Source organism: Bifidobacterium avesanii (assembly GCF_009299475.1).
GTDB classification, from domain to species: Bacteria; Actinomycetota; Actinomycetes; order Actinomycetales; family Bifidobacteriaceae; genus Bifidobacterium; species Bifidobacterium avesanii.
On sequence record NZ_WBSN01000021.1, the window covers coordinates 1 to 20,508 of the forward strand.

Sequence of the window (20,508 nt, forward strand, 5' to 3'; positions counted from 1 at the left end):
CGGGCTCGGCCGACTTGGCGAGCTCGGCCGGCGCGACGGGCGGCTCGGATTCGGCGACGGGCGCGATGGCCTCGGTGGGCGCGGATTCCTTCTCGACGTGCTGCGGCACGGACTGCGCCAGCGCCGCGAGCGAATCGCTGACGACCGGCGCGGACTGCACCGGCGGGACGGGCTGTGCGGGAGCCTGGGCGGGAGCGGCTGCCGGCGCGATCGGCACGGACACGGACGGCGCATTCTTCGGCGACGGGATGGGCACGATCGGCTCCGGCACGACGGGAGCGGGGGCTTCGGGCGCGGACTTGGGCGCGAAGATCGAGTGCTCTGCGGAGGCGAGCTGGTCGAACGAGTCCATGGCGCGCTGCGCGTCCGCGTTCGGCTGGCCGGACGGCGTGAACAGCGGCGGGATCACCTGCGTCTCCTGCGCGGCGGAGGAAGCCTGGTCGGAGGCGGTCTGGAGCTGCCGGGACTCGGCGGACTGCGGCGCGAACGACGGGGCCTCGGGAGCCGCAGGGGCGACCGGAGTCGCAACCGGGGCGGGAGGCGTCGGCAGGACCGGGGCCGGGGCTGGCGCGGACGCCGCAGCGGAGGATGCGGAAGCGGGCGACTCGGCGGTCGCGTAGTCGCTCACGCGGGCGAAGGACTCCAGACGGGACAGCAGCTGCACCGCCACGTCGAGGTAGTAGTCCACGGCGCGCTCGTCATAGCCGCGCTTGCCCTTGCGCTGAGTGAAGATCACGTTGGCGACGCGGCTGGCGGTCACGTCGAGCAGCTCCTTGGAATCCGCCGGCAGGGCGCCCTGCTCCCCCAGCGTGCTGGACGCCTTGGCGATCACCTGGTCGACCACACGGTCCACCTGCTTGCGGTCGTACGACGGGTGTTTGCCCTGCCCGTCCTTGAAACGGTGCTTCGGCGCGCGGCGGTAATGGGCCTCGAGCGCGTTGAGCATCTCCTCGCTGCGCACCCGGAACGGCACGCGGCCGCCGTGCGCGAGCTCCCATGACGTGTGCTTGTCCACCACGGCGCGCTCCAGACGGGACAGCGCCGCGTCCACCTGCGCGATCGCATAGCCGTCCTTCACCAGATCGAAGGAGACGGACTGGATGTCGTGCTGGGTCAGCTGCGGCTGCTCGCTCTCGTACAGGGCGTGCGCGCGCGCCAGAAACTCATCCACCTGGGCGACGTCGTATCCCAACTTGCGCTTGCCCGCCCGGGCGATGACGGGACCTTGACCGTTGGCGGCGGACTGCTGGGACATGGGACATACCTCCTGTGATGAGGGATTACACTGCATCTCACCTTACGTGACCAACGCGACGCATGCCAAGCCCCGCCGCGCGCCGGACGCGCCGTTTGGCCGCAACATGCGTTACGCTTGTGCGTTGCGGGCGATTAGCTCAGTTGGTTAGAGCGCCACCTTTACACGGTGGACGTCGGGGGTTCGAGTCCCTCATCGCCCACGCATTCACGAAGATCCGGTTGGAACGGACGTTTTGGCGCCTCAAATCGTCCATTTCAACCGGGTCTTCGGCGTTATTCGCCCTCGGGCCGCTCGCCGTCTCCGCCGGCTTCGCCGTCCTTGCCGGAGTCGTCGCCGTGCTCCTCGTCGAGGAGCTTGCTCAGTTCGGCGTCCCAGTCGACCGTGCCGGACGTGGCGGAGCCGTTCGCGGCGGGGCCGTTCGCGTTCCCGGACCCGTCGGCGCCGGTCCCGGCCGAAGCGCCGGCAGCGCCGGCAGCCACACCGAAAGCACCGGAGGCACCGGCGGAGCCGGCCGAGCCCGCACCCGCGTCGGACTCCTCGATGGCGGGCAGCAGGTCGGGGTGCGACCAGCGCGCGTCGCGGCCCTCGGTGCCCTCCGCGGCGGTGAGGCGCTCCCACACGGCGGCGGCCTCGCGCTGGCGCTTGGGGTGCAGGTCGAGGCCCAGCAGCGACTCGAAGGTCTGCTCGGCGGGGCCTCCCACGGCGCGCTCGCGGCGCAGCATCTCGCGCAGCTGCTCAATGTGCGGGATGTGGGCCATGCCGGCGCGCCACACCACGCAGTCCACCCAGCCCTCCACGGTGGCGAGCAGGGTCTCCACGCCGGCGAGCGCCTCGCGCTGCTCCTCGGTGTCCGCGATGCCCACCTTGGCGATGTTCACCGCGTCGGCGATCGACTCGGGGTTCATGTCCTGCGCCTCGCGCAGCTGCTGCTCCATGGCGTCCAGATCGATGCGGATGCCGCGCGCGTACTTGCCGATCAGCGCCTCGAAGCGCGGCATGAGCCACGGCACGGAGGCGAACAGGCGGGCGTGCGCGGTCTCCTGCAGGGCGAGGAAGGCCAGCACCTCGCGCCGGGGGATGTCCAGCGAATCGGCGTAGGCGTTGACGTTCTGGATGATCAGGCCGCCCGCCGGGTTGCCGAGCAACGCGATGCCCTGGTCGAAGCTGCCGCGCACCTCGCCGGACAGCGCGCCGGCGGCCTGACCGAGCTGCATGGCGTACGACGTGTTGCCGAGCAGGCGCATGAGCTGGCCGGGGTCCTTCATGGAATCGGGGATCGGGATGGGCACCGGGCCAGCGAACATGCCGGAGATCTCGCCGCCGAGCATGCCGCCCAGCCGCTCGGAGATCACGGAGGCGAGCGCATCGCCCATGGACTGCACCACCGGGGCCGCGAAGGCCGCCCACGCCTCGATCGTGCCGTTCACCCAGTCGGCGCGCGTGAGCACCTGCGCCTCGCCGGGCGCCGGATCCATCTCGCACACGGAGTCGAGCCACAGGTTCGCCTCGCTCAGCGCGCGGCGGGCCGACTGTCCCTCCTCGGCGCTCACGATCGTCTCCGCGTCGCCGCCGTTCACCTTGCCGAGCGCGAGGGAGCGGGCCAGCTTGACGTTGATCGGCCCCTCCTCCACGGTGCGCTGCATGTCGCCCATGGTGTTGAGCCCTCCGGCGCCCAGCGCCTGGATGAGCGACTGCACCTCGCTGGGCTTGGGCAGGCCGTCCTTGCCCTGACTCATGATCTGCTCCCTCAGCGGCGCGGGCAGCTGGGAGAACTGCTGCCACGCCATCTCGCCCTCCACGGGTCCGAAGCATTCGATGAGCCACTGGCGAATCTCGTTTTCTTCCATGCCAGTCATTCTAGTGAGCCCCGCCGAACGCTCCACCGGCGGCGAACGGCCCTCCTACACTAGGGAGACATGACAGACCTGAGGAACCTCATGACCGCCCGAGTCCGGCACGTCCGCGCATGGGCCCGCTCGCGCACCCCGCTCTTCAAGCTGGGGGCCGCCGGCGTGGTCCTGTGCGTCGTGGCGCTCGTGCTGCCCAGTCCGTACGTGATCGAGCGGCCGGGCCCCACGGCGGACGTGCTCGGCGAGTCGGGGGGCGCGCCGATCATCGCGATCACCGGCGCGGACACGCACCCGGACACGGGCAAACTGCTGCTCACCACGGTCAACGCGTCCGGCATGCCCGGCTACCCCGCGCTCAACGCGGAGGCGCTGTGGGGGTGGTTCAGCCCCGGGCAGATCGTCATGCCGCGCGAGGCGTTCGTGCCGTCCGGCCAGACCGCCGAGGAGTACAAGGAGCAGACCGAGCGGCAGATGACCGGCTCGCAGGATTCGGCCGCCGCCGCGGCGCTTGCGTTCCTCAAGGCCCGCGGCGTGGACACGGACGGGGTGACGGTGAGCATGCACGTGGACGACATCGGCGGCCCGTCGGCCGGCATGATGTACGCGCTCGGCGTGATCGACAAGCTCACCGAGGCGCAGGAGACCGGGGGGCTGACCGTGGCCGGCACCGGCACGATCGACGCGGACGGCAAGGTGGGCGCGATCGGCGGCATCCAGCTCAAGATGATCGCCGCCAAGCGCGACGGTGCCTCGTGGTTCCTCGCCCCGAAGGACAACTGCTCGTCCGTGGTGGGCCACGTGCCCGCCGGCCTCACCGACGTGGCGGTCTCCACGCTCGGGGAGGCGTACGACGCGCTCACGGCGATCGGCGAGGGGCGGGGCGGCGACCTGCCGCGCTGCACGGCGCAGTGACCGCACGGGGACGACGGACCCGCGGGGACGGCAGAGGCACGGCGGCGACACACTCAGCAAGCCACATGTCGGATGTGTTACAAGGCAGTTCGCCAAGTGTTGTTATGCTGTTTGACGTGACTGAAACGGCATCCCAGAAAGCGGAAGAATTCGGTTTTCATCCCGGCGACATCATTCAGGAGTGGCTGTGGGATGATGACGTGGACGACGCCATCCGAGCGAGCATCGAGGATCTGACCGGCGAGGAGCTGGTGGACGAGGACTACGGCTCGTCGGTGGACGGCGTCATCATCTGGTGGCGCGACGGCGACGACGAGGACGAACTGTCCGACACGATCGTCGACGCCACGGGGGTGCTCGACGAATCCGGCCCGCTGTGGGTCCTCACCCCGAAGCCCGGCCGCCCCGGCGCGGCGAGCTCCAGCACCGTGCAGAACGCCGCGAAGACCGCGGGCATGAACGCCGCGACGCCGCTGACGGTCAGCCCCGACTGGAACGGCATCCGCCTGCGCGCCTTCGGCAAGGGCAAGTAAGTCCCGGATTTTCCCCGCGCGCCCGCCCGCTACCGCTGCAGGAAGCGGCTGGGCGCGCGCTGCATGGCCGCGTATCCGTCCTTGGACGCGGCGAACGAGAGCTGCAGCGTCCGCTCAGCGCGCGTCACGCCCACGTACATGAGCCGCCGCTCCTCCTCCAGCGCATCCCCCGGCGCGGGCGAGCCGAACGGCAGCAGCCCCTCCGAGCATCCCACGATGCACACGTGCGGGAATTCGAGGCCCTTGGCCGCGTGGATGGTGGACACTGTGACCGTACCCGCCGTCAGATCCTCCTTGAGGCTCTCCACGCTCAGCGACTGCGCCTGCCATCCGGCGTCCGTGCGCACGCGGTAGCCCAGGCCGGCCTCCTTGAGCGCGGCGCACACGAGCGCCTGCTGCGCGTTGATGCGCGTCAGGACCGCGCAGTCCGCCGGCTTGGCGCCCCTTTCGATGAGCTTTTTGAACCGCGAGGCCACGCCGCGCGCCTCGTCCGCGTCGCTCTCGTAGCGCAGCGCCGTCACGCGCGGTCCGGCCGGCCCCTCCTGCCCGGAGGTCAGTTTGATGTATCCGGCGCGCTCGGGGCTCGCGGCGAGCACGCGGTTGGCGTAGCGCACCACGGACGCGGTGGAGCGGTAGTCGACGTTGAGCGTCACGTCCGCGGCGAGCGGCCGGAATTCGTCGGCGAACGAGCGCAGGTAGTAGCTCGTGGCCCCGGCGAACGAGTAGATGGTCTGGGCGGCGTCGCCCACCACGCACACGTTGCGGTTGTCCCCCAGCCACAAGCGCATGAGCCGGTGCTGCAGGGGCGAGACGTCCTGGTACTCGTCCACGGTGAGCCATCCGATGCGCCGGCGGATCGCGGCGGACGCCTCCTTGAGCTCCGGATCCTCCAGCAGATGGCAGACCATGAGCAGGATGTCGTTGAAGTCGATCTGGTTGCGCGCGGTCTTGTCCGCCTCGTACGCCGAGATGAGGTCGGCCATGCGGGCGGGGTCGAGGCCGGCCGGGGGTTCGCGGTGCGTGGCCGCGCACACGCGCACGTAGTCGTCCGGGCTCACGAGCGAGACCTTGGTCCAGCCGATCTCCGCCTCGAGGTCGCGCACGGCGAGCGGTTCGGGTTCGCCGGAGCCGGTCACGCGCGCGTAGGCGGAGGCGATGAGCGGGCGGTGGTCCGATTGCAGGTCCGGGAACGGCGCCTCGGTCACGTTCGCCCACACGCGGTTGAGCTGGTGCAGGGCCGCGGAGTGGAACGTGGCCGCGGTCACGCCCTCGACGCCCAGCCGCTCGATGCGCGAGCGCATCTCCTCGGCGGCCTTCACGGAGAACGTGACGGCGAGCACGCGGGACGGATCCCAGTCGCCGCGCGCGCAGGCGTGGGCGATGCGCCGCGTGATGGTGCGCGTCTTGCCCGCGCCGGCGCCCGCCACGATGCGCACCGGCCCGTCGATCGACGTGGCGGCCTCGCGCTGCGCGTCGTCCAGGGACTCCAGAATCCGTTCGCTTTGATCGTTCACACCACCATTGTGTCAGTTTTCCTGCCCGGCGTGGGCGGTGTGATGTATTACTGTTGAAATGTGACGTTTTCTAGCAATTACACGTTGGCCGCGCTGGCTTCCGCGGCCGCGCCCGGACTGGCCGTAGCCGGCGTGCGGGATGGTAACGAGGCCAGCGCCTCCGACGCCGCGCTCGGCATCAGCCGCGCGGTGATTCAGGACAACGCCGGACGCCTGTACGACGTGGTCGCCGCCGAGGGAGACAAGGCCAAGCGGCGCGTGAGGGAACGCGTCGTGGCGGCCCGCACGCTCGGACGCGCCAAGGAGCCGGCCGGGCTGAGCTTCGCCGTGGAGCGCGTGCTCAAATACGTGACCGGCGAGGGCGACGACAACCCGACCGACGGCGCGGCGCTCGTGATCCTGCAGCACCGCGAGGGCGTCGCCAAGCCGCTGGACACGCTCACCGTGGACGAATGCTCGTCCGTGGGCACCGCGATCGGCGCCATCCACCGCATGCGCGGCACGTTCCTCATGGACGAGGCCTACCCGGCGTACACCACCCGGCAGATCCACGACCAGCTCGTCGCGTGGATCGAACGCCTCAAGCGCGCCGGCCACGTGCCCGCCGAGATCACGACCAGCTGGTCGCGCATCATCGCCACGGACGGCATGTGGGACTTCGCCACCTGCCCGGTGCACGGCGGGTTCGAGGACGGCGACCTGCTGTTCGACCGTTCCGGGCTCACGGCCGTCTACCACTGGCAGAGCATGCAGATCAACGATCCGGCGCGCGATCTGGCGTGGATCTTCGCCAAGCTCGACGACCGCCACCGCAACGCCGTGATCGCCGCGTACGGGCGCATGATGGGCTCCAAGCTCGACGATCTGATCATGCTGCGCGCCAACCTGTGGCTGCAGATGGAGCAGGTGGGCGATTTCGTGAGCGCCATCGACCGCGCGGACAACGCGAAGATCATCCAGTTCAAGGCACAGGTGGAGCGGCTGGCGCACCAGCTCATCATGATGTCCGCCGCGTCCGGGGAGCCGTCCTCCCCCGCGCCCGCCCCGACCGACCGGTCCGCGGGCGACGACCGCCACCCGTCCACGATCACCGTGGGCACGCTGCTGCACGAGGACAGTCGGACTCGCGCGCCCGACAGCGAGATCCGCCCGCGCACCCCGCGCGTGCCCACCATGCCGGACGTGCCCGTGGCCAACGTGTTCAACGATCCGACCGAGATCGTCACGCCGGACAGCGAGACCGCGACGATCGTGCTGCCCGCGCAGTCGTTCACGGCGGACGCCACCGGCATCAGCGGCAAGATCGCCAAGGTGGACGGCCCGGCGGCTGGTTCCGACACCTCCACCGGCACGTCCACCGCAACCGCCGCGGCCGCCGCGGCCACCGCCACGCCCAAAGCGTAAATCCGCCGCCCGCGGAACAATGGGCGCGGAAAACCGATAACGTCAACAACCATCAGCACACACAGATTGCGAGGAAACACCATGGATATCGAACTGGGCGTCCAGAACGTGGCCCGTCCCGTCACCTTCAGCACCGAAGCCGGCGCCGACGAGGTGGGCGCGGCCATCGACAAGGCCATCGCCGAGGGCCGGCCGATCGACCTGACCGACGACAAGGGCCGCCGCATCATCGTGCCGGCCGCCGCGCTCGGCTACGCGATCATCGGCTCCGAAACCAAGCACGCCGTGGGCTTCGGCGCCCTCGACGCCTGATTTCGGCGTCATTCCCGCTTCACGTCACCCCGGACGAGGACCCTTCGCCCGGGGTGACGTCATTTCACCAGCGTGATGGCGCCGCGGCGCACGATCTCGCGCACCGTGTCGTCGTCCGTCACGTTCTCCCCCAGCCGGTTCGGCTTGCCCGCGCCGTGCCAGTCCGAACCTCCCGTGACCAGCAGGCCCCGGCGTTCGCAGATCGCCAGCAGACGACGGCGCTGCTCCGGCGAATTGTCGCGGTGCCGCACCTCAAGGCCGTCGAGCCCCTCGTCCACGAGCGCCTCGATCTGGTCGTCGCTCAGCAGCACCGGATTGCGCTGCTCGGCGCCCGCATGCGCCACGATCACCACTCCCCCGGCCAGTCCCACGGCCCGCACCACCTCGTGCGTGGTCGGCGACGGCGTGGGAATGTAGTACGGGCTGGCCGCGGACACCGCCTGCGCGAACGCCTCCGAACGGTTCTGGTACACGCCCGCGGCCACCAGCGCGTCGGCGATGTGCGGCCGGCCCACGGTCGTCCTGCCGCCCTCGCGGACCTGCGCGAGCACGTCGTCCCACGTGATCGGGAAGTCGCGGCTCAGGCGCTCCACCATGGCCTTGGTGCGGGCGAGGCGGCTGGCGCGCGTCGATGCGAACAGCTGCGCGATGGTCTGGTTGCGCGGATCGTACTGGTAGGCGAGCATGTGCACGCTCACGCGCCCGTCCTCCGCGGTGATCTCCGTGCCGCGCAGCAGCGGCAGGCCGAATTCGCGCGCCGCCTCCTCCGCCTCGGACCAGCCGGCGGTCGTGTCGTGGTCGGTGATCGCCACGCCCCCGAGCCCGAGCTCCTTCGCCCGACGCACGAGCGTGCGCGGCGTCTCCGTACCGTCGGAGAACGCGGTGTGGCAGTGCAGGTCCCATCCTTGAGTCATATCACCATCGTAAGCTGTAGCCAGCCGCGGGCGCGCGCAGACACCCCGCGGGACTCGCGCGAAAGGGGCTTTGCGGATATGGGACGTTCGACTGATGCGGACACGGCGATGACGGACACGGCCCGATCGGATGAAACGGGCGCGGCGAACGGACTGACCGGCTGGCGGCACGGCTCCACGTGGACGTACCTCGTGATGCTGATCGCCTCCACGGTGGCGCTGTTCGTCTCGTTCGTGCTGTCCGCGGAGACGCTGCAGATGGCCCGGCACCCCGGCGAGAAGCTCGCGTGCGACGTCAACGGCGTGGTCTCCTGTACCACGGTCGCGCAGTCGTGGCAGTCCGAGATCATCCGGTTCGGCGACCTGAGCTTCCCGAACGCGTTCTTCGGCATCGCGGCCGAATCGGTGTTCGTCACGGTGGCGGTGATCGGACTTGCGAAGGTGGCCGTGCCGCGGTGGTTCGCCGCGTGCACGTGGCTGGGCGGACTCGCCGCGCTGGCCTACGCCTACTGGCTGTTCTCGCAGTCCATGTACGTGATCCACGCGCTGTGCCCGTGGTGCCTGGCGCTCATGTTCTCCACGACCGTGCAGTTCATGGCCCTGTCGCACGCGACGGTGGCGGTGCAGGGCCTGCCCGGTTCCGGTGCGGCGGGCGACGGGGCTCCCGCCGGTCTGCGCAAGTACTACCGCCTCGGCTTCGACCTCATGGTCGACGCGCTGTGGATCGTGGTGCTCGTCGCGCTGATCCTCCTGCAGTACGGCGCCGTGCTGTTCTGATTCGCTGCCGTTCCGGCGTTCGCAACGAACACGGACGCGGAAACCGGCCACACGGCGGTCGGACCGTCCATCGGCGTCCGGCGGACGGACAGTTGACGTCCGGCGGACGGACGGATGGCGCCCGGCAGCGCCCGGAATACTATTGGCCGATATGGAAACGGACGCCCAGCCCCGGCCAGTGGCGGAAATAATATCCATCCGATACGAAAAGGTACGTTCAGGCCCGATCAGCGACGCAAATAATATCCATCCGACACGGGAACGGACGCTTGGTAGATAACCGACGGATACCCGGCGTCGCAAATCATGCCGGGTGATACGAAAACCGACGCGGGAAACGACGCGGAGACGGAAAACATGTCCGTCGGCATGATCACGGACGCCGCGGAGGGTCGGCAAGCCCGGAGCCACTGCCGCCCGTCACGGGCATTCCCCGCGCTAGGCTGGGCGCATGAGCATTCCGCAGCATGTCACCAAAACCCACGCCACCGGCAACGACTTCGTGGTCTACGCCGACCCGACCGGCGAGTACGAGCCCACCGCGGACGAGGTCCGCTTCCTGTGCGACCGGCACTTCGGCGTCGGCGGCGACGGCCTGATCCGCCTCGCGCACCCGGCCGACGTGTCCGACCTCGCCGCCGCGCAGGTCGCCGACTGCCAAGGCGCCGGGGCCGAGTGGTTCATGGACTATCGCAACGCGGACGGCTCGCTTGCGGAGATGTGCGGCAACGGCACGCGCGCGGTCACGCGGTTCGCCCAGCGCGAAGGACTCGCCCCCAAGGCCGGCGAGGGCGCGTTCCGGCTCGGCACGCGCGCCGGCGTCAAGACGCTCACCCCGCTCGGCGACGTGGACGGGCTCGGGCGGGACGTGTTCCGCGTTGAGATCGGCGCATGGCGCATCGGCGAGCTCGGCGCGTACGAGGTCACCATCCCCGGCACCGAGGGTGCGGCGCGCGGCACGTTCGTGGACATGGGCAACCCGCATGTGGTCGCGGTGATCGAGGACGGCAAGGCCACGCTGCCCGCCGTGGAGGCGCTCGATCTGGCCGTCAAGCCGGTGGTCGCGCCGGTCATCGAATCCGACCAGAACGTGGAGTTCGTGCGCGTGGACGGCATCGACCGGACGGCCGGCACCGGCACGGCGACCATGCGCGTCAACGAGCGCGGCTGCGGCGAGACCCTCTCCTGCGGCACCGGCCTGTGCGCCACCGGCGTGATCCTGCGCGCGATCACCGGCATTGGCCACTGGACGATCACCGTGCGCGGCGGCGTGCTGCGCGTGGACGTGACGGACGACGACGTGACGCTCACCGGATCAGCGACGATCGTGGGCGACGTGACGCTTGCACGCTGACGGACCATGCTGTGCCCGCCCGTGCTGATGTGCGACCCATGCGGCGCGGCCCGCACGCCGGCACGGGTGGGCACGGAACCTGCACACCGCCCGAGTACCATGCGTATAGAGACGTGCTTGTGATCATCTTCGCTTCAAGGAGGCTTCCATGGCATCCGCAGCGCCCGTAGGCGTGTTCGATTCCGGTTTGGGCGGCATTTCGGTCGTGCGCCAGCTGACGCATGACCTGCCGCATGAGCGGGTGCTGTACTTCGGCGACTCCGCCAACGCGCCCTACGGCACCAAGACGCCCGATCAGGTGCGCGAGCTGAGCTTCCGCATCGTGGAGGACTTTGTAGGCCGGGGCGTCAAGGCCGTGGTGATCGCCTGCAACACGGCCACGTCCGCGGCGGTCAACGACCTGCGCGAGCACTACGACATCCCGATCATCGGCATGGAGCCGGCGCTCAAGGTGGCGTGCGACGCGGGCCACGGCACCCGCCAGCGCGTGATCGTGGCCGCCACGCCGCTGACCCTGCGCGAGCGCAAGTTCGCCGCGCTCATGGACCGGTTCAAGGCGTCGCACACCATCTTCAAGCAGCCGTGCCCGGAGCTGGTGGAGATCGTGGAGTCCGGCAAGCTGGGCGACCATGATCTGGTGATGCGCACGCTGCACGACTACTTCAACCAGTACGATCTGGGCGAGATCGACTCGGTGGTCCTCGGCTGCACGCACTTCGTGTTCTACCGCGACTACTTCCGTGAGCTGCTGCCCGCCTCCACGGCGATCATCGACGGCAACGAGGGCACCATTCGCCACCTCGACGTGGTGCTCGAATCGCTGGGCAAGCGCGCTCCCGAAGACGCCGAGGGCGGCGTGGAGCTGCGCAACTCCGATCCGTCCGAACGCATCGCGGACCTGTCGCGCGAACTGCTGGAATTCGGGCGCTGAACGGACGGGCGTCCGATCAGCCGCCGAAGCTATGAACGTTGCTGGCTGACCGTAGCGCAATCCGAAATTCCAAACGCGAACGCAGCATTCGGAGGCCTCCCAGCGCAACGAAAGCACATTGGACTTGCCGGATTGCGCTACATTGCGCCCGCATACTCCTCCAGCGTCAGATCGTTCGCGCACATCGCCGAGGCGGCCTGAACTCCCACGTACCGGTAGTGCCACGGCTCGTAGGCCACGCCGGTCACCGCGGTCCCGCCGTCCGGATATCGCAGCACGAACCCGTACTGCGCGGCGTGTTCGGCCAGCCACGCGTACACCTTCTGATTCGCGGCCGCATCGTTCATGCCCGCGGCGTTGACGTCGACCGCAAGCCCCAGTTCATGCTCGCTGGTGCCGGGAACCGCCACGGTTTCGAGCGCCTTGGTCCTAGCCGCCGCGCGCGGCACGCCCTCCGACCAGTAGGCTTCGATTTTCTCGTCCAGAATCCGCTGCTGCGTGGCGCGCGTGCGATATCCCGCGCTCACCTCCGGATTGAGGCCGTCGGCGCGCATCGCGTCGAACATGCGCTGCAGATCCGGGTAAATGCGCGAATCCACCTGTTCGCCGTTGCGCAGCCGCGTCAGGTCCGGCTCCGGATAGGCATCGGGGATGCGGTGCCATCGGTTGACGACGGTCAGGTTCCATGATTCGGCGGAGTACCGGGCTTCGGGAATGTGGCCCGCGAACGGGCCGACGCCCATGAACCGCCCCAGGCCGACCAACCCGGCCAACACGATTCCGATCGCCGCCGCAATCACCGCCGTCCGGCGCAACGCCAGCACCCTGTTGCGCGCACGACGGCAATCGGCGAACCGTCGCGCGGACTGCTGCGCGGACTGCGCAAACCGCTCTGGCCATGCAGACCGCTCGAACTGCCGCGCTGGTTGCGGCATGGGTTGCCGCCGCATCCGCGCGGGACGCTCCCCGCCCTCGCAAAACGCACGCCGTGGAACGTCCGCCGGCGGACCGCCCATGCTCTTCACCATGCGGACCATCGCCGCCTCCCGTCCTCTTGCCATGGGACCCTGCCATGAAACTTGACATGGATGCCTCACATCGTAAAAGCGCCGGGACTTCGGGGCCATCGGCCTCGGGGATGAACCGGAGGAGGGCCGCCGGAATCCGAATCATTCCCCGGGATGATCCGGATTCCGAGCGTCAAACGGACGCCAACGCGGGGGTTTGACGCTTGGAATCCGCCGATGCCCCACACCGGCCCGCGAAATGTCGGCCCCGCGCGCACGCCGGACGCACTAAGCTCAAAGGCGTTGGAATAAGAAAGGGGAACGCATGGCCAAGCACAGGACGGCGCTGATTGATGTGGGCGGCGGATTCCGCGCGATCTTCGGATGCGGCGTGATGGACCGGCTCGCGGACGACGGCATTGACTTCGACCACTGCTACGGGGTCTCCGCGGGCGCGGCGAACATGGTCTCGTACATCGCCCGCCAGCCCGGCCGCAACCACAAGTTCTACACCGAATACGCGTTCCGCAAGGAGTACGCGAGCGCGGAGAGCTTCTTCAAGCACCACAACTTCGCGAACCTTGACTACATCTACGGCACGCTGTCCAACCACGACGGCGAGTACCCGGTGGACTACGCGGCGTTCGAGGCGAACCCGACCGGGTTCACGGTGGTGGCGTGCAACGCGGAGGACGGATCCACCAAGTACTTCGACAAGTCGCGCATCCGCTACGACGACTTCGACGTGGTCAAGGCGTCCAGCGCGGTGCCGGTGGCGTGCGAGCCGTACGTGGTGGACGGCGTGCCCTACTATGACGGCGGCATCGCCGACCCGGTGCCGGTGCAGAAGGCCCTCGACGACGGCTACGACCGCGTGGTGGTGATTCTGACGCGGCTCAAGGACGTGCTGCGCGAGCAGCGGAAGGACATCGCGCCGGCGCGCATCCTGCGCCACCGCTACCCCGCGGCGGCCGAGCGCCTGCTGGAGCGCTACCGGACGTACAACGACGAGGTGGCGCTCGCCAAGCGCTACGAGCGGGAGGGCAAGGCGCTGATCCTCGCGCCGGACGACCTGTGCGGGCTCAATACGCTGAGCAAGAACTTCGAGGGTCTGGAACTCATGTACCGCAAGGGATACGCGGCCGCGGCGGCGATCCCGGCGTTTCTGGAGCGCTGACGAACCGCAGCGCCAACGGGCCAACCGGCCGAAGAGCCGATGAAACCGATGGGCCAACGAAAAAGGTCCGTGGCGCGGGGCCGGGAACAATCCGACGCCGCGCCACGGACCGGAGCCGCGCCCCTGCGGGGCTGGCGGGCCCGAACCGGCGGACTGGAATCAGCGGGTCCGGGCCAATGGAGGCTGGCTCACTCCTTGGTTTCGTTGGCGGTGAGCATGGCCTTGGTGACCTGCTCGTAGAGGTCCTTGTAGCCGCCGGGCGTGCTGGAGGGCAGCACCACGGTCTTGGCGTTCTTGGACTCGGCGAGCGAGCGCATCACGTCGAGGTACTGGTTGAACAGGACCACGTTGTTCACGTCGCTGATGTTCATGCCCACGGCCTGCAGGCTCTTGATCTGGTCGACGATGCCGTTGGCGATCTCGCGGCGGTAGTTGGCCTGGCCCTCGCCCTGCAGGCGGGTCTTCTCGGCGTCGGCCTGCGCCTGCGTCTCGATCTGGATGCGGTTGGCCTCGGCGCGTTGGCGGGTGGCCTCCTTCTCGCGCTGGGCGGCGTTGATGGAGTCCATCGCGTTCTTGACCTGCGGGCTCGGGTCGATGGCGGTGATGAGGGTCTTGACGACGGTGAAGCCGAAGCGGCTCATCTCGTTGCCGACGGTCTTCTGCACGTCGAAGGCCACGTCGTCCTTGCGGGCGAACGCGTCGTCGAGGGTCAGGGCCGGGATGGCGGAGCGCAGGGCGTCCTCCATGTAGCTCCTCAGCTGGCCTGCGGGGTCCCGAAGCTCGTAGTACGCCGTGGCGACGTCCTTGGGGTTGACGCGGAACTGCGTGGAGGCCACGACGGTGACGAACACGTTGTCGAGCGTCTTGGTCTCCAGCTGCACGTTGAGCTGGTTGACGCGCATGTTCGTCTTCATGGCGATGCGGTCCACGAACGGGATGCAGGCGTGGATGCCCGCGAACTGCACCGTGTGGAATTTGCCGAATCGTTCGATGATGTACGCCTGCTGCTGCGGCACGATGAAGATCGCCGCGAAGAGCAGCACGAGCAGAATGACGACGATGACGGCCAAGATGATCCAACCGGCCATGGTCGATCCCCTTCCTTTGACTGCGGTCCGCGACGTCCTTATCCGCGGCCCGCTTCCAGTGTAGGGCGCGCGGGGCACAAGCGCCATCATTTCCCGTCCATCCGCGGGTCCCCCAATCCCCCGTGCCGTGAGTGCCGGCCATCGCCCGAACGCACGGGCGCGTTTGCGGGCATCCGACGCCGACGGGGGTTTCGCGGCCGCATGCTTCCCGCGTGTCGTCGCGTGCCGGCCATAGGCTGGCCACGGACGCACGACCGTCATCGAACAGGGAGGGCCCATGGAAGTCACGCGCGCGATCACCCAACTCAACGGACCGGCCACGAGGCCCGTGTTCCTGCTGCTGCACGGCTGGGGCTCCAACGAATACGATCTGCCCGATCTGCTGCGCTACTGCGCGCCGAACGCCGATTTCGCCTCGCTGCGCGCGCCGCTCGAATACGGCATGGGCTACACGTGGTTCGGCAAGTGGGCGCACGAGGGCGTGCCGGAGGGGGCTTCGCTCGACGATCAGGCGCGCGAGGCCGGCGAGGCGGTGAACCGCTGGGTCACCGCGAACATCCCCGCCGAGCGCAAGGTGGTGCCGATGGGCTTCTCACAGGGCGGTCTGCTGGCCGCGCACCTGCTGCGTCTGGAACCCGCGCGCTACATGGCGGCGGTGTCGTTCTCCGGCTGGCTCGCCCCCGGCCCGGTCACGCCCGGCGACGAGGAGCTCGCCAGGCTCAAGCCGCCGGTCTTCTACGGCCACGGCGGCGCGGACACGATCTTCCCCGCCTCCGACGTGGCGGCCATGGGTGCGTTCTGGCGCGGGCACGGCACGCTCACGGAAAAGGTCTACCCGGGCATGACGCATTCGATCTCCATGGACGAGATGCGCGACGTGTCCGTCTTCCTCCAGTCGATCGGCGCCGCCGTTCCCCAGATGTGGTGATTGCGAGCCGTCATCCCGCCGTCATCCCGCAAAAGTTGCAGATTCGCGCGCATAAGCGCCGTCCGGACCCTCTTATGCGCACGGATCCGCAACTTTTGCGCATTGGGATTCTCCACAATGCGAAGAGGGGATGGCCTCCGACGATGGAGGTCATCCCCTCTTGCGATGCGTTACGCTCTGCGGAATCGCGCGGGCCGGATCAGGCGGCCGGGGCGAGGCGCTTGGCGATGGCGGTGAAGGCGGCCTTCACGGCCTTCTCACCGGTCTCGCCGAACTCGGCCTTGAGCTGCGGGTCGGCGTTGATGGCCTTCTCGATGCGCTCGAGGGTGTTCCACAGGTTGGGCAGCTGGGAGTTCGGAGCGGACTCGCCGAGCTGGGCGTAGAAGCCGACATGCTCGACGTCGCGGGCGAGCTTGTCGTTATCGGACTTGACTGCGGCAAACGCTTCGACAACGGCGCCGAAGGTTTCCTTGATGCTATCTGTAGTGCTCATGCCTCTAGGTTTACTCCCCTCCCCTCACGTTTGGGGAGGGTGTTGCCGACATTTGGCACAAAAAGCCAACAAAAATCAACACGGGATAACTTTTTCGACGACACTCGGCATGCCGACCGAGCAACATGCCGGTCGGTCAGCACAGCGGCCGATCCGCCACCTGCCACATGAACCGACCGGCATACCGGCCAGCCAGCACGCTGCCCGCCGCACGGACCGGCGCACCGGACGCCCTCACGCATTCAGCAGCCCGAGCAGGTCGTCGCGGGTGAGCGCCGCCACGCCGCCCGCCGCCGAGCCGTCCCCGAGCACCTGCCGGGCGACCTCGCTTTTCGCGGCCTGCAGTTTGAGCATGCGCTCCTCGATGGTGTCCTTGGCGACGATCTGGTACACGTTGACGTCCCGCGTCTGGCCGATGCGGTGCGCGCGGTCGGTGGCCTGGTCCTGCGCGGCGGCGTTCCACCACGGGTCGGCGTGGATCACCACGCTGGCGCCCGTGAGGTTGAGCCCCGTGTTGCCGGCCTTGAGGGAGATGAGGAAGACGGGCACGTCGTCGCCGTTGAACCGGTCGACCAGTTCGACGCGGCGCTTCTTGGGCGTCTCGCCGGTGATGGTGTAGTAGGCGGTGCCGCGCGCCTTGAGCCGGGCCGCGATGAGTTCGAGGAACGACGTGAACTGCGAGAAGACCAGCGCCTTCTTGCCCTCGCTCACGCAGGTGTCCACAAGCTCCTCGATCGCGGCGAGCTTGGCGGAGCGGTCCTTCGCGTTGGCGTACAGCAGGCGCGGGTCGCAGCAGATCTGGCGCAGCTTGGTCAGCTCGGCGAGGATGCGGATGCGCTCGGCGTTAAAGTCGCGCGCGTCCTCGTGGGTGAGCAGGAGCCTGAGCCGCTGCTCGTGCGCGGCGTAGAGCCTGCGCTGCTCGCCCTCAAGCCGCACGGTGACCACGTTCTCGAGCTTGTCCGGCAGATCGGTGAGCACCTGCGACTTGAGGCGGCGCAGGATGAACACGCCCGTCAGCGCCTTGAGCTTGGCGGCCTGCGCGCGGCCCTCGTCGCCGTACGCGTCGTTAGCGATAGGCATCTCGTAGCGCTCGTGGAACCGCTTGAACGTGCCGAGGAGCCCCGGCATGAGGAAGTCGAAGATGCTCCACAGCTCGGCGAGGCGGTTCTCCACGGGCGTGCCGGTCAGGGCGAAGCGGTGGCGCGCATCGATCGACTTGACCGCCCTAGCGACTTTGGTGGTGTGGTTCTTGATGACCTGCGCCTCGTCGATCGCCATCGCATCGAACGCGAGCCCGCGGTATTCGGCGGCGTCGAGGCGCAGCAGGTCGTACGAGGTGATGAGCACGTCCGGGCGGGAAGCCCTGCCGCCATCGCCGGAACCATCGCGCAGCCCGTCCAGCAGGGCCTTGCGCTGCGCCTTCGGCCCGGCCACGGTCTCCACGGCGAGCGACGGCGCGAATTTGGCGAACTCCGCCGCCCAGTTGTACACCAGCGACGCCGGGCAGACGATGAGGCTGGGACCGCGGCCGGCGCCGTCAGCGGCCTCCCGTTCCGAGGCCTCCCGCCGCGCGAGCAGCATGGCGATGAACTGCACCGACTTGCCCAAGCCCATCTCGTCGGCCAGAATGCCGCCGAATCCCTTGTCGCACAGGGTCATCAGCCAGCGGAACCCGTCCGCCTGATACGGGCGCAGCACACCGGCAAGGCTCTTCGGCACCGCGTACCGGCTCGGGTCGATGACCTTGACGTCACCCACGAAGGCGCGGAAGCCGTCGTCCTTGTCCGCGTCGTCCACGGCGGCGTCGAGCATGAACGCCTGGAATCCGGGCACCTCTACCGTGCCGTCGCCCTTCTCGAACGCGTCGTCGGCGAGGCCGAGGTCGCGCGCGGTGGCGAGGGCGGCGTCGAGGCCGGCGTCATGCTCGCCGAGGGGCACCAGCGTGCCGTCCTTCAGCCGGTGGAACCGCTGCCGTCGCCGATAGCTGGCGAGCAGCGCGCCCACCTCGTCCGGCGGCACCTCGTCGGCCAGCAGGGAGACATCCACGAGCCCGCCGTTCATGACGACGGCGAGGCGCGCCTTCGGCGGGCGCGGGGCCAGCAGACGGTCGAACGCGGGCGTGGTGAAGACCGCGCCGGCCGCGTGCAGGGCCTTGAGCCCCTCGTCGAACAGGCGGACGACGGCGTAGGTTTCGTCGCGGTCGATGACGGCCGGCCGGCGCGAATCGCTCACCGCGAAGTAGCGGCGCACGACGGCGAGGGCCGCGCGCTCGGCGGCGAGGTCGCGCAGCCCGCCGCGGTCGCCGGGCACGGACGGCAGCACGCCCACCTCGCGGGCGCCGTAGCGCACCTTGAGCGTGCAGGTGACACCGTCCTCGGTGCGGTCGAGGTAGAACTCGGGTTCGGCCGGCTGCGGCTTGAGCTCGCGCACGGGCTCGGGCACGTCGCCGTCCACGCCGGCGCGCTCAAGCAGCGGCAGGAGCGTGCGGGCGAACAGCGGCAGGTCGTCGTCGGACACGAAGCGGCCGTCCGGATCACCGTCGCACAGGGTGGTGAGGATCGGCCTGAGCGGCTCGCAGTCCTCGGGGAAACGGCAGAACCGGCGTCCCTCCCCATACCCGGCGCCGGCGCCCGAAGCCGAGCCGTCCGGCCCGCTTATGCCGCCTGTGCCGCCCATGCCGCCCATGCCGCCCATGCCGAGCAGACCGAGCCGGGACAATTCCGAATCCGGCAGGTCGGCGATTTCGCGCACGCTCATCGCGGAGAGCGCGCGGGCCGCCGCCGCGGGGGAATCCTCGCCGTCGGAGGAGCCGGAGCCGGTCGCGGCGCCCGCCACGGCAGCTGGACCGGGACCGACGAGCATGTACGAGCGTTCGGCGCCCTCGATGATCTCGTCGATGCACACGTCGCCGCGCAGCGCATACCCCTCGGTCGCGCCCTGTTTGGCCCGTCGCATTGTGATGCGGATCGGCCGCTCCACGCCGTCCACGGCCACCCGCTCGGGCGTCGAGCGCATCCACCGCTCATAGATCAGGTCGAGGCGCCGCCCCTCGCTGATGCGCAGCAGCTGCGCGAGCTCGTCCTCGGACAGGATCAGGTCGCGTTCCACGTTGACCGGCATGTAGGCGTGCGAGGCCATCAGGGCGTTGCGCCGGGCCTCGACCGCGCGGCGCATGAACCGCAGCACCGCGCGCCCGTAGCCGTCGAGCATGTCCGGCGTGTGGGTGAACGCCAGCTTCTGCCCGTACTGCTCGAATTCGCCGCGGTCCATGTCGAGCACGAACCGCGAGACGGACTTGAGCACGTACGACGACGCGTTGGCGAGGTTGAGAATGCGGAAGGAGACGCTCCACACGCGGTTGCGCAGCGCCACCGTCGGTTCGAGCGACACCTGCCCGGGGCCGACCATGGCCAGCGGGGCCGGGACTCGCGCGGCGGACCGCGGCGAGCCGAACACCGCCGTATGCGCGGCATCCGCATGCCCGGCGTCCACGCCGGTCGCGCGCAGCAGGGCGTTGCGCTTCGCCTCGCGCCGGCGCGATTCGAGCTCGTCCAGCCGCTCCATGTAGTCGAGCAGGTCCACGGAGCTGCCGGCCGCATGGGACTGCCCGAAGCCGCGGAACAGGTCGGGATGGTCGGCGAAGTGGAACACCAGCGCGGCCATGTGCTTGCACACCTCGTAGCGGTAGCCGGTGTAGGCGGGGCATGTGCAGGCCCCGTCGTCGAATTCCTCGCTGTTGCGGTCGAAGCTCACCCACGCGCGGTACACGCTGCCCGGGGACGAGGTGCCGCGGATTCTGCCGCGGATCGTGAGCAGACGATCGTCGTCGTCCGTATTCGCGCCGTCGCCCCCGCCCGGTTCGCAGGCGAGGTCGAACATCATGGTCTTCGCGTGCGCGACGATGTCCCGGGCCCGCATGATCACCGCGGACGAGCAGTGGTCCTCGATCTCCATCGGCAGCTCGGAGAACACGCGTCCCCGCCCCTCGCCGGCGCCCGTACCGGCGTTGCCGACCGCGCCCACTCTGCCGAATGCCGAAAAACCCATGCGCACCAC

Annotated in this window: 17 protein-coding genes and 1 tRNA gene; 10 read left to right on the forward strand and 8 right to left on the reverse strand. The window is 69.2% G+C overall.

The genetic code is table 11. The features are described from left to right. Positions 1 to 1,255: DivIVA domain-containing protein (locus DSM100685_RS10870; protein ID WP_152351040.1), on the reverse strand; the 1,255-nt coding region annotated here is incomplete at its 3' end. Positions 1,256 to 1,383: 128 nt separating this feature from the next. Here DSM100685_RS10870 and DSM100685_RS09155 point away from each other — a divergent pair. Beyond that, positions 1,384 to 1,457: transfer RNA gene (locus DSM100685_RS09155), tRNA-Val, on the forward strand. Between the two features lie 73 nt (positions 1,458 to 1,530). Here the strand turns inward: DSM100685_RS09155 and DSM100685_RS09160 are convergent. Then, positions 1,531 to 3,105, reverse strand: coding sequence for a zinc-dependent metalloprotease (locus tag DSM100685_RS09160; protein WP_152351041.1), 1,575 nt, complete (start codon positions 3,103 to 3,105; stop codon positions 1,531 to 1,533). Between the two features lie 69 nt (positions 3,106 to 3,174). Between DSM100685_RS09160 and DSM100685_RS09165 the strand changes: the two genes are divergently transcribed. Both DSM100685_RS09165 and DSM100685_RS09170 read left to right on the forward strand, forming a co-directional pair. Then, positions 3,175 to 4,020 carry a S16 family serine protease gene (locus DSM100685_RS09165; RefSeq protein ID WP_152351042.1) on the forward strand — a complete coding sequence of 282 codons (846 nt, stop codon included), beginning with the start codon at positions 3,175 to 3,177 and terminating at the stop codon, positions 4,018 to 4,020. A 116-nt stretch (positions 4,021 to 4,136) separates the two neighbouring features. Continuing rightward, complete coding sequence (locus tag DSM100685_RS09170) at positions 4,137 to 4,553, forward strand: DUF3052 domain-containing protein (RefSeq protein ID WP_152351043.1); 417 nt, start codon at positions 4,137 to 4,139, stop codon at positions 4,551 to 4,553. A gap of 29 nt (positions 4,554 to 4,582) precedes the next feature. Here the strand turns inward: DSM100685_RS09170 and DSM100685_RS09175 are convergent, their stop codons facing one another. Continuing rightward, positions 4,583 to 6,067, reverse strand: a complete 1,485-nt coding sequence (locus tag DSM100685_RS09175) for an ATP-dependent helicase (RefSeq protein ID WP_152351044.1) — start codon at positions 6,065 to 6,067, stop codon at positions 4,583 to 4,585. 60 nt (positions 6,068 to 6,127) lie between these two features. Between DSM100685_RS09175 and DSM100685_RS09180 the strand changes: the two genes are divergently transcribed. Continuing rightward, a complete protein-coding gene (locus DSM100685_RS09180) occupies positions 6,128 to 7,471 on the forward strand; it encodes a phosphotransferase (RefSeq protein ID WP_152351045.1) in 1,344 nt (447 codons plus the stop codon). A gap of 81 nt (positions 7,472 to 7,552) precedes the next feature. After that, entirely contained in the window at positions 7,553 to 7,783 is a 231-nt protein-coding gene (locus DSM100685_RS09185; protein ID WP_152351046.1) for a DUF3107 domain-containing protein, read from the forward strand. A 59-nt stretch (positions 7,784 to 7,842) separates the two neighbouring features. Here the strand turns inward: DSM100685_RS09185 and DSM100685_RS09190 are convergent, their stop codons facing one another. After that, on the reverse strand, positions 7,843 to 8,697 hold the full coding sequence (locus tag DSM100685_RS09190) for a PHP domain-containing protein (protein ID WP_152351047.1): 855 nt from the start codon (positions 8,695 to 8,697) through the stop codon (positions 7,843 to 7,845). Between the two features lie 78 nt (positions 8,698 to 8,775). Here DSM100685_RS09190 and DSM100685_RS09195 point away from each other — a divergent pair, with 78 nt between their 5' ends. The 3 genes from DSM100685_RS09195 to murI all read left to right on the forward strand — a co-directional run bounded on the left by DSM100685_RS09195 (position 8,776) and on the right by murI (position 11,759). After that, on the forward strand, positions 8,776 to 9,474 hold the full coding sequence (locus tag DSM100685_RS09195; protein ID WP_152351048.1) for a vitamin K epoxide reductase family protein: 699 nt from the start codon (positions 8,776 to 8,778) through the stop codon (positions 9,472 to 9,474). Positions 9,475 to 9,925: 451 nt separating this feature from the next. Further along, a complete protein-coding gene (gene dapF / locus DSM100685_RS09200; RefSeq protein WP_152351049.1) occupies positions 9,926 to 10,828 on the forward strand; it encodes a diaminopimelate epimerase in 903 nt (300 codons plus the stop codon). Between the two features lie 148 nt (positions 10,829 to 10,976). Continuing rightward, on the forward strand, positions 10,977 to 11,759 hold the full coding sequence (murI, locus tag DSM100685_RS09205) for a glutamate racemase (RefSeq protein WP_152351050.1): 783 nt from the start codon (positions 10,977 to 10,979) through the stop codon (positions 11,757 to 11,759). A gap of 137 nt (positions 11,760 to 11,896) precedes the next feature. Here murI and DSM100685_RS09210 read toward each other — a convergent pair whose 3' ends face one another. Further along, positions 11,897 to 12,535, reverse strand: a complete 639-nt coding sequence (locus DSM100685_RS09210) for a M15 family metallopeptidase (protein WP_240811901.1) — start codon at positions 12,533 to 12,535, stop codon at positions 11,897 to 11,899. Between the two features lie 556 nt (positions 12,536 to 13,091). On the opposite strand from DSM100685_RS09210, the gene DSM100685_RS09215 reads away from it, so the two are divergent. Beyond that, on the forward strand, positions 13,092 to 13,943 hold the full coding sequence (locus tag DSM100685_RS09215; protein WP_152351052.1) for a patatin-like phospholipase family protein: 852 nt from the start codon (positions 13,092 to 13,094) through the stop codon (positions 13,941 to 13,943). Positions 13,944 to 14,131: 188 nt separating this feature from the next. On the opposite strand, the gene DSM100685_RS09220 is transcribed toward DSM100685_RS09215, so the two are convergent. Further along, positions 14,132 to 15,031 (reverse strand): SPFH domain-containing protein, encoded by a 900-nt coding sequence (locus DSM100685_RS09220; protein WP_152351053.1) that lies wholly within the window; start codon positions 15,029 to 15,031, stop codon positions 14,132 to 14,134. Between the two features lie 277 nt (positions 15,032 to 15,308). On the opposite strand from DSM100685_RS09220, the gene DSM100685_RS09225 reads away from it, so the two are divergent. Next, complete coding sequence (locus DSM100685_RS09225; protein ID WP_152351054.1) at positions 15,309 to 15,959, forward strand: alpha/beta hydrolase; 651 nt, start codon at positions 15,309 to 15,311, stop codon at positions 15,957 to 15,959. A gap of 199 nt (positions 15,960 to 16,158) precedes the next feature. On the opposite strand, the gene DSM100685_RS09230 is transcribed toward DSM100685_RS09225, so the two are convergent. Continuing rightward, complete coding sequence (locus tag DSM100685_RS09230) at positions 16,159 to 16,452, reverse strand: hypothetical protein (protein WP_152351055.1); 294 nt, start codon at positions 16,450 to 16,452, stop codon at positions 16,159 to 16,161. A 234-nt stretch (positions 16,453 to 16,686) separates the two neighbouring features. Next, positions 16,687 to 20,499, reverse strand: coding sequence for a DEAD/DEAH box helicase (locus tag DSM100685_RS09235; protein WP_163201135.1), 3,813 nt, complete (start codon positions 20,497 to 20,499; stop codon positions 16,687 to 16,689). Between the last annotated feature and the right edge of the window lie 9 nt (positions 20,500 to 20,508).

Excerpts from the sequence above, each read along its gene's own strand:
- DSM100685_RS09160 (WP_152351041.1), bottom strand. The coding sequence starts at position 3,105 with ATGGAAGAAAACGAGATTCGCCAGTGGCTCATCGAATGCTTCGGACCC.
- DSM100685_RS09165 (WP_152351042.1), top strand. The coding sequence starts at position 3,175 with ATGACAGACCTGAGGAACCTCATGACCGCCCGAGTCCGGCACGTCCGC.
- DSM100685_RS09185 (WP_152351046.1), top strand. The coding sequence starts at position 7,553 with ATGGATATCGAACTGGGCGTCCAGAACGTGGCCCGTCCCGTCACCTTC.
- DSM100685_RS09190 (WP_152351047.1), bottom strand. The coding sequence starts at position 8,697 with ATGACTCAAGGATGGGACCTGCACTGCCACACCGCGTTCTCCGACGGT.
- DSM100685_RS09195 (WP_152351048.1), top strand. The coding sequence starts at position 8,776 with ATGGGACGTTCGACTGATGCGGACACGGCGATGACGGACACGGCCCGA.
- dapF (WP_152351049.1), top strand. The coding sequence starts at position 9,926 with ATGAGCATTCCGCAGCATGTCACCAAAACCCACGCCACCGGCAACGAC.
- murI (WP_152351050.1), top strand. The coding sequence starts at position 10,977 with ATGGCATCCGCAGCGCCCGTAGGCGTGTTCGATTCCGGTTTGGGCGGC.
- DSM100685_RS09215 (WP_152351052.1), top strand. The coding sequence starts at position 13,092 with ATGGCCAAGCACAGGACGGCGCTGATTGATGTGGGCGGCGGATTCCGC.
- DSM100685_RS09220 (WP_152351053.1), bottom strand. The coding sequence starts at position 15,031 with ATGGCCGGTTGGATCATCTTGGCCGTCATCGTCGTCATTCTGCTCGTG.
- DSM100685_RS09225 (WP_152351054.1), top strand. The coding sequence starts at position 15,309 with ATGGAAGTCACGCGCGCGATCACCCAACTCAACGGACCGGCCACGAGG.
- DSM100685_RS09230 (WP_152351055.1), bottom strand. The coding sequence starts at position 16,452 with ATGAGCACTACAGATAGCATCAAGGAAACCTTCGGCGCCGTTGTCGAA.
- DSM100685_RS09235 (WP_163201135.1), bottom strand. The coding sequence starts at position 20,499 with ATGGGTTTTTCGGCATTCGGCAGAGTGGGCGCGGTCGGCAACGCCGGT.